The 7,307-nt window shown below is 69.9% G+C and carries 9 protein-coding genes and 1 pseudogene; 3 read left to right on the top strand and 7 right to left on the bottom strand.

The features are described from left to right. A pseudogene (locus AC1DZ6_RS14830) lies at window positions 1-362 on the bottom strand (LPS export ABC transporter periplasmic protein LptC); the annotation flags it as partial. A gap of 135 nt (window positions 363-497) precedes the next feature. Then, window positions 498-1,268, bottom strand: coding sequence for a pseudouridine synthase (locus AC1DZ6_RS14835; RefSeq protein ID WP_477097925.1), 771 nt, complete (start codon window positions 1,266-1,268; stop codon window positions 498-500). Between the two features lie 116 nt (window positions 1,269-1,384). On the opposite strand from AC1DZ6_RS14835, the gene AC1DZ6_RS14840 reads away from it, so the two are divergent. Continuing rightward, entirely contained in the window at window positions 1,385-1,687 is a 303-nt protein-coding gene (locus AC1DZ6_RS14840; RefSeq protein ID WP_477097926.1) for a hypothetical protein, read from the top strand. A gap of 61 nt (window positions 1,688-1,748) precedes the next feature. Here AC1DZ6_RS14840 and AC1DZ6_RS14845 read toward each other — a convergent pair whose 3' ends face one another. Next, window positions 1,749-1,946 carry a hypothetical protein gene (locus AC1DZ6_RS14845; RefSeq protein ID WP_477097927.1) on the bottom strand — a complete coding sequence of 66 codons (198 nt, stop codon included), beginning with the start codon at window positions 1,944-1,946 and terminating at the stop codon, window positions 1,749-1,751. A 96-nt stretch (window positions 1,947-2,042) separates the two neighbouring features. Between AC1DZ6_RS14845 and AC1DZ6_RS14850 the strand changes: the two genes are divergently transcribed. Then, on the top strand, window positions 2,043-2,504 hold the full coding sequence (locus tag AC1DZ6_RS14850; protein WP_477097928.1) for a hypothetical protein: 462 nt from the start codon (window positions 2,043-2,045) through the stop codon (window positions 2,502-2,504). 144 nt (window positions 2,505-2,648) lie between these two features. Here the strand turns inward: AC1DZ6_RS14850 and AC1DZ6_RS14855 are convergent, their stop codons facing one another. The 3 genes from AC1DZ6_RS14855 to AC1DZ6_RS14865 all read right to left on the bottom strand — a co-directional run bounded on the left by AC1DZ6_RS14855 (window position 2,649) and on the right by AC1DZ6_RS14865 (window position 5,753). Next, window positions 2,649-4,208, bottom strand: a complete 1,560-nt coding sequence (locus AC1DZ6_RS14855) for a carboxylesterase/lipase family protein (protein WP_477097929.1) — start codon at window positions 4,206-4,208, stop codon at window positions 2,649-2,651. A 130-nt stretch (window positions 4,209-4,338) separates the two neighbouring features. Then, window positions 4,339-5,553 (bottom strand): 3-oxoadipyl-CoA thiolase, encoded by a 1,215-nt coding sequence (gene pcaF, locus AC1DZ6_RS14860; RefSeq protein ID WP_477097930.1) that lies wholly within the window; start codon window positions 5,551-5,553, stop codon window positions 4,339-4,341. Window positions 5,554-5,621: 68 nt separating this feature from the next. Continuing rightward, the gene (locus tag AC1DZ6_RS14865) at window positions 5,622-5,753 is read right to left on the bottom strand and encodes a hypothetical protein (protein WP_477097931.1); all 132 of its coding nucleotides are present in this window, start codon (window positions 5,751-5,753) and stop codon (window positions 5,622-5,624) included. A gap of 208 nt (window positions 5,754-5,961) precedes the next feature. Here AC1DZ6_RS14865 and AC1DZ6_RS14870 point away from each other — a divergent pair, with 208 nt between their 5' ends. Next, entirely contained in the window at window positions 5,962-6,399 is a 438-nt protein-coding gene (locus AC1DZ6_RS14870) for a GNAT family N-acetyltransferase (RefSeq protein ID WP_477097932.1), read from the top strand. Here the strand turns inward: AC1DZ6_RS14870 and AC1DZ6_RS14875 are convergent. Next, the coding region (locus AC1DZ6_RS14875) for an ATP-binding protein (RefSeq protein ID WP_477097933.1) at window positions 6,368-7,307 on the bottom strand (940 nt) is incomplete at its 5' end. The two genes, AC1DZ6_RS14870 and AC1DZ6_RS14875, sit on opposite strands and share 32 nt — an antisense overlap.

Here is a 7,307-nt window from a genome sequence, read left to right on the forward strand (position 1 = left end):
TCCTTGGAGACCACGTGGGTGGGCTTTTCCGAGCCGTAGCCCCGGGTCAGCTGAGGGTTCTTCAGGAACACCTGGTCGGCGTTGTTCAGGTCGCGGGTCGCCGTGGTGGCGGTGATCAGGAAGGCGCGTCCGTCCTTCAGCGTGCCGGTGAAGCGCGGATTGTCCATGCGCAGCGGGGCGGCGGAGGCGGGGGTGATGGGCTTGATCGCCATGGCGCGGATCACGCCCTGGCCGATGATCGCCACCGTCATGCCGATGGCGACGGCCGGCAGGACGGTCCGCAGCGCGCGCACCGGCTTGCGGTGGCGGTTGCGGTTCTTCTTGCGGGCCGGACGGGCGACTGCGGGCGTGATGGCGATCATGGCTGTAGGTACTGAGAGCGATTGGCTGAAAAGCGACGGGCCGAAAGGTCAGGCGACCGGCTTAAGCCTCCCGACGCGATCCCCCAAGAGGTATTGCGACCCTGCCTCCGCCCGGGTTTGCGGTCAACGGGCGGGTTATCGGGCGACGGGGCTGATCAGGCTGCTCCGCTCGGCGGCGGTCAGCGGCCGCCAGCGGCCCTCGGGCAGGTCGCCCAGCACCAGGTCGCCGATGCGGACCCGCAGCAGATCGACGACGATCAGCTCGACCAGCTCGCACATCCGGCGAATCTGCCGGTTTCGGCCTTCCTGCAGGATGAACTTCAATTGCTGGCGGCCGACGACCTCGACCTGGGCGGGGCGCAACGCGCGCTCGTCCAGCTCCAGGCCGTGGCGCAGCAGGGCCAGCTTCTCGTCGGTGATCCAGCCGTCGACCCAGACCAGATATTCCTTCTCCATCTCCGAGGCCGGGCCGATCACCGCCTTGGCCACCACGCCATCCTCCGAGAGGATCAGCAGGCCGCGCGAATCCATGTCCAGCCGTCCGATCGGGGCCAGATTGTTGCTGTAGCCGGGGATCACCGGGCTCTGGCCGTACAGGGCGTCGCGCGTCAGAAGCCGCACGGCGGGCACCTGGCCGGTGTCGGGCTGGGCCGAGACGATCCCGATCGGCTTGTGGATCATCACCGTCAGGGCGCCTTCCAGCTGCGCCTGGGCGCGGTCGGACAACACCAGGGTCTGGCCGGGCTCGATCTTGCGGCCGACATCGTCGACGCGCAGGCCGTCGATCGACACCAGACCCTGGCTGATCAGGGCCTCGGCTTCGCGGCGCGAGCAGACGCCGTTCTGGGCCAGCCAGCGATTGACGCGCTGCGGCTCGGCTTCGTCATAGAGGCGGGTCCAGGCCATGGTCGGGGCGTCCAGAAAAATGAGTTGGCCTGTCTAGGGCCGACGGGCGGTGTTCGGCAACCGTGATGGGGGCGCGGCCGTTGCAACAGCAGTACATGCTGGCTTGGAGAACAGCCGTGACCGACCGCGTCGACAACGACACCGCCCTGGAAGAGGTCCTGGAGTTCCTGGCCGATCCGCCGGCGCCCGGCACCCCCGAGGACGCTCAATTTGGAGCCAGGCTGCGCCAGGTGCTGTCGGCCTCGATCGTCGACGACCCGGTCGATGAGGACGACCCGATCCCCAAGGCCGAGCTGACGCTGGACGACGATCTGCGCCGCAAGCTCGAGGCGGCGGCCAAGCAGCGGTCCAGCAATCCGTTCGGCGAGCATCCGGAAGGCATCGGTCCGACGCTGGGGATGGATCTGACCAAGTCGTAGGCGGAGAATCCTCAACAGATCCGCTCATCCCGGCGAATGCCGGGATGAGCGGAGTTGAGAGTTAAACCCGCCCGCCTGGGCTGTTCTTGAACGTGTCGCCGACCTGGGTCGCGTCGCCGCCATCCGGGCCGGCCGAGCGCCGCTCCTTCTCGCCGGTCTTCTTGGTGTCTTCGTTCGAGACCAGTCCCGGACGCTCGCCGGCGGGCAGGGCCTCGTTGGCCTCGCGGCCGGGGCTGTTGATCTTGTCGTCCTGGGGCATCGTGGTCCTCCATCCGCTGTGGACAGGAAAGCCGCCGCCAAGGCCTGAGGTTCCTAAGGCCAACCTTCGGAACAAGCTGAACAATCCGACCGTTCGATGCGCATGGCGCGAAAGCTCAAGGTGTTCTTCTGGTCGGACGGTCTCCACGACTACACCGTGGCCGCGACCTCGCGCGCCAAGGCGCTGGAGGCCTGGGACGTCGGCCGCGACCTGTTCAAGGACGGCACGGCCAAGGAGATCTCAGAGGGGGCGAACCACGACGCCGCCGTGGCCGCGCCCGACACCGTGATCACCACCCCGGCCGGCGGCCTGGGCGCGGCCCTGAAGGCCTTGCCCGCCAAGGCGCGGCGCAAGCCGTCCAAGGCCGAGACGGCGCTGGCCGAGAAGTTGGCGGCGCTGAAGGCCGAGCTGGAGGGCGTGGAGGACGAGGTCGAGGCCTCGGAACTGGCTTTCGCCGAGCGACGATCCGCCCTGGACGCGGAAGAGGCGGCGGCGACCGAGGGCCTTCAGGCGCGCCGAGCGGCGCTGGAAAAGGCCATCAAGGCGGCGCGGAAGTAGCGCAAGCCATGCCAATACTGTCATCCCGGACAAGGCCCGCAGGGCCGCTGATCCGGGACCACCGGAAGCGCTGAGTTCACGCGTCGGTCCCGGATCTTCGCGATGCGCGCTCGTCCGGGATGACAACCTTTGTCGCCGTGATCTCTATCGTTCTCCCGCGCTCTCCAGCAACCGCAGCCGCGCCACGTCCGGATCGTCCGCCAGCCGCGTCTCCGGTCCGATCAGCATCTTCTTCGGTGCATCCTCCCCATAGGGTGTCCACATCGGCAACCCCGGTCCGTTCGGATCGCCGGTCCTCGCGAAATTGACCCAGTACGACGACATCTGGTCGGCGACACGGCGGTCGATGGCGTCGGTGGTCCAGGCCTTGATGATCTCCGGGTGGTCGAACACGTAGACGATGTCGGCCGAGTGGAAGGCCCCGAAGTTTTTGCCGCGATTGGCCGCGCCGAACCAGTCGTCCGGGATCCTGGGCGCGTGATCGAAGCGATAGACATAGACGGGCGACTTGCCGGTCCGGGTCTGGGCCACGGCCCAGCGCCAGGTCGGCAGGCCCATCCGCAGGTCGCCGGCATAGGTCTGCTGCGAGACCTCGGCGGCGGCGGGCGGTTCGACCGGATACAAAGCCAGAGCCTCGCCGACCCGAGAGCCGAAGCGCTCGGCCAGCACCGGCCGCAGACCCTCGGGCCCGAACATGCCGCCCTGCATCAGGCTGCCCTCGTCGCGGTTCCAGCCGACCAGCAGCGGCACGTCCGACTGCCGGCGCTCGGCGAAGGTCTGGGCGGCGGTGGCGGGCAGGATCCAGCCGTCCAGGTTCGGGCGGAAGGCGAAGCCGGCGTTCGGCGCGCTCCAGGCGGCCAGGATCTCGGCGGACGACCGCGCGCGCAGCCGCTTCAGGTCGTCGCCGCCCAGTGACCTGGCGAACGCCTGTCCGACCGCCTCGGCCTGGGCCAGGCTCTGGTCGTCGCCCATCATGGCGAAGGCCGAGCCGCTCTCGCCGATGGCGCGGTGGAACAGACCCTTGGCTTCGGGCGAGATCATCATCCGGCTGACCGCGTCGGACCCGGCCGACTCGCCGACGATGGTGACGTTGCCCGGATCGCCGCCGAAGGTCGCCGCATTGGCCTTCACCCAGCGCAGGGCGGCGATCATGTCGGCCAGGGCCTGGTCGCCGCTGGCGTGATTGGGGCTTTCGGCGGTCAGTTCGGGATGGGCCATGAAGCCGAACACCCCCAGGCGGTAGTTGATGGTCACCACCACGACGCCCTTGAGGGCGAGGGCCTCGCCGTCGTGGCGGGGTTCGGCGCCCGATCCGGCCCCGTAGCCGCCGCCGTGGATCCAGAAGAACACCGGCAGCTTCTGGCCGGGCTTCGCGGCCGTCGAGACGTTCAGATACAGGCAGTCCTCGCTCATCGACGGGGTGAACGGGTCGACGTCGTCGTAGCGCTTGGGCTGCAGGCAGTTGGGGGCGTAGGCGTCGACCGGGCGGGCGCCGGTCCAGGGCTGGACGGGCTGCGGCGGCTTCCAGCGCCGCTCGTCCACCGGCGGGGCGGCATAGGGCAGGCCCTTGTAGACGCGCACGCCGTCGGCCGTCGGCCGAGCCTGGGCGATCTCGCCGCCGGTGACCTTCAGCGTCTGAGCGGCGGCGGGCGCCGCGAGCAGCGCTGCCGCCAGGAGAGGCAGGGCGAGGGCGCGAAGGGTCATGGGCGGCTCCAGCGACGAGGAGCGGCGATCATGGATGATTCCGAACGGAGGTCACGCTGCGGYRCGGTAGGGTGCGCGATCACCCCCAACGCCCGTCGTCCCTGGACGTGTTTGGAAGGAGGTCGCGCCTCTAGACCCGCTCCACCACCATCGCGATGCCCTGGCCGACGCCGATGCACATGGTCGCGAGGCCGTAGCGGGCGCCGCGGCGGTGCAGCTCCTCCACCAGGGTCAAGCCCAGCCGCGCGCCGCTCATGCCCAGCGGATGGCCCAGGGCGATGGCGCCGCCGTTCGGGTTCACGTGCTGGCCGTCGTCGGGCAGGCCCAGGTCGCGCAGCACGGCCAGGCCCTGGGCGGCGAAGGCTTCGTTCAGCTCCACCACGTCGATGTCGCCGATCGACAGGCCCAGGCGCGCCAGCAGCTTCCGGGTGGCGGGCACGGGACCGATGCCCATGACGCGGGGCTCCACCCCGGCGGCGGCGACGCCCAGGATGCGGGCGCGGGGCGTCAGGCCATGCACTTTCACCGCAGCCTCGGAGGCGACGATCAGCGCCGCCGCGCCGTCGTTGACGCCCGAGGCGTTGCCGGCCGTGATCGTGCCGTCGGGCCGGACGATGGGCTTCAGCGCCGACAGCGCCTCGATCGTGGTGGCGCGCGGGTGTTCGTCCCTGGACACGATGACCGGGTCGCCCTTGCGCTGGGGCAGGGTGACGGGGACGATCTCGGCGTCAAACCGGCCCGAGGCCTGGGCGGCGGCGGCGCGGGCCTGGCTGCGCAGGGCGAAGGCGTCCTGGTCCGCTCGCGTGACCTTCCAGTCGTCGGCGACGTTCTCGGCGGTCTCGGGCATGGAATCCACGCCATAGGCCTTGCGCATGGCCGGATTGACGAAGCGCCAGCCGATGGTGGTGTCGAAGATCTCGGCGTTGCGAGAGAAGGCGCTGTCGGCCTTGCCCATCACGAACGGCGCGCGGCTCATGCTCTCGACGCCGCCGGCGATCATCAACTGGGCCTCGCCGGCCTTGATGGCGCGGCCCGCCACGCCCAGGGCGTCCAGGCCCGAGCCGCACAGGCGGTTGACGGTCGATCCCGAGGCGGTGGTCGGCAGGCCGGCCAGCAGGGCGCCCATCCGCGCGACGTTGCGGTTGTCCTCGCCGGCCTGGTTGGCGCAGCCCAGCACCACGTCGTCCAGCGCGCCCCAGTCGACGCCGGGATTGCGGGCCATCAGGGCCTTCAGGGGGATCGCCGCCAGGTCGTCGGGCCGGATTCTCGCCAACGCCCCGCCGTAGCGGCCGATCGGCGTGCGGACGGCGTCGCAGATGAAGGCCCCAAGAACTTGGCTGACCATGGCGGGGTTCCTCGCAAACATTTGTTTGAAGGCAACCTAGTCGGCCCGGCCGAAGGATCAAGGCTCGCCTAGTTCTTGATGTCGATCGTCTCGATCCGCGACTGAGTCGCTTCGGCCTTGCGTTGGCCGGGGACGGGCATCAGCAGGCCGACCAGAACGGCGGCCAGCACGGCGAGGGAGATGAAGGCCTTGAGAGCCATGACGCACACGGGGCTTTGTTTATCCGACCTGGGAAAAGCGTTTCAGGCCATGGCGAAGTTCCAAAGTCGCTATGCCGACGCATCTGAGGCGCCGTGGCGCGCTGGCGCGCCAAATCCTCCGCACGTCGATGGAACGAGGGGCTCCGGGCACAAGGCTCGGAATGACGGCGGATAGGGGGTGGGCTAAGGGTTCAGGCAGGGAGGAGCCATGCTCAAGCACGTCATCCGCGAGACCGACAAGCCCACGCTCGACTCCTACCAGCAAGGCCTGGCCGTGCTGCGGGCCTTCACCGGCCAAGCGGTCGGCCCGCCCGACAATCGCGACTTCGCCCTTCTGATCACCGCGCCGGGCGAGGACGCCGTGCTGGGCGGGCTGTGGGCCCAGTCGCGGTGGGGCGCGTTCTATGTCGACATGATCGTGGTGCCCGAAGCCCTGCGCCGGGCCGGCGTCGGGACCGACCTGATGACCCGCGCCGAGGCCGAGGCGCGGGCGCGGGGCTGCCATCTGATGTGGCTGGACACCTACGCCTTCCAGGCCCGGCCGTTCTATGAGCGGCTGGGGTTCGAGGTCTTCGGCCAGATGGACGGCCCGGCGCCGTTCTATCCGCGCTGGTTCATGCGCAAGACGCTGGCGCCAGGGCCCTAGGCCGGGCCGCCTCGGCGATCGCCCGCACCAGATCCGCCGGGCGGATCGGCTTGGGCTGCACCGCGTCGAAGCCGCAGGCCAGCAGATCGCCTTCGTCGCCGTGCATGACGTCGGCGGTCAGGGCGATGACCGGGATGTCGCCCGCGCCCGCCGCTCCGGCCCGGACCCGCCGCAGCGCTTCCAGCCCGTCCATGTCGGGCATGTGAACGTCCATCAGCACCAGGTCAAAGGCGTGCTCGCCCAGGCGTTCTAGGGCGTGGCGGCCGTTGTCGGCGACCTCGACCACAGCCCCGGCGGCCTCCAGGATGGTGCGCGCCACCAGCTGGTTGATGCGGTTGTCGTCGGCCACCAGCACCCGCAGTCCGGCGATGCCGTCGCACGGGGACTCCGCCACGACCTGGGGCGCTTCGGCGGCCGGCAGTGGCAGGGCCACGGTGAAGGCCGAGCCCTCGCCCGGCGCGCTGCGCACGGTGATGGCCCCGCCCATCAGCTCGGTCAGCTGCTTGCAGATCGCCAGGCCCAGCCCGGTGCCGCCGAAGCGCCGAGTGATCGAGGCGTCGGCCTGGGAGAAGGTCTGGAACAGGCGTGTCTGCTGCTCGGCCGACATGCCGATGCCGGTGTCGACGACCTGGATCTCCAGGAACGCCGCCCCGGCCGGACCGACGCGGAGGGTCACCGCCCCGCTGGCCGTGAACTTCAGGGCGTTGGAGATCAGGTTGGTCAGGATCTGCCGCAGGCGGGTCGGATCGCCGCTGACCCAGGTCGGGGCCCCGGGATCGACGGCGCTGACCAGCCGTACGTCCTTGGCCTCGGCCGCCTGGCTCCACAGACCGACCACCTCGTCCACGAGGTCGCGGATGTTGAAGGTCAGGGTCTCCAGCTCCAGCTTTCCGGCCTCGATCTTGGAG

The organism is Caulobacter sp. P1_B12_2 (assembly GCF_056406675.1).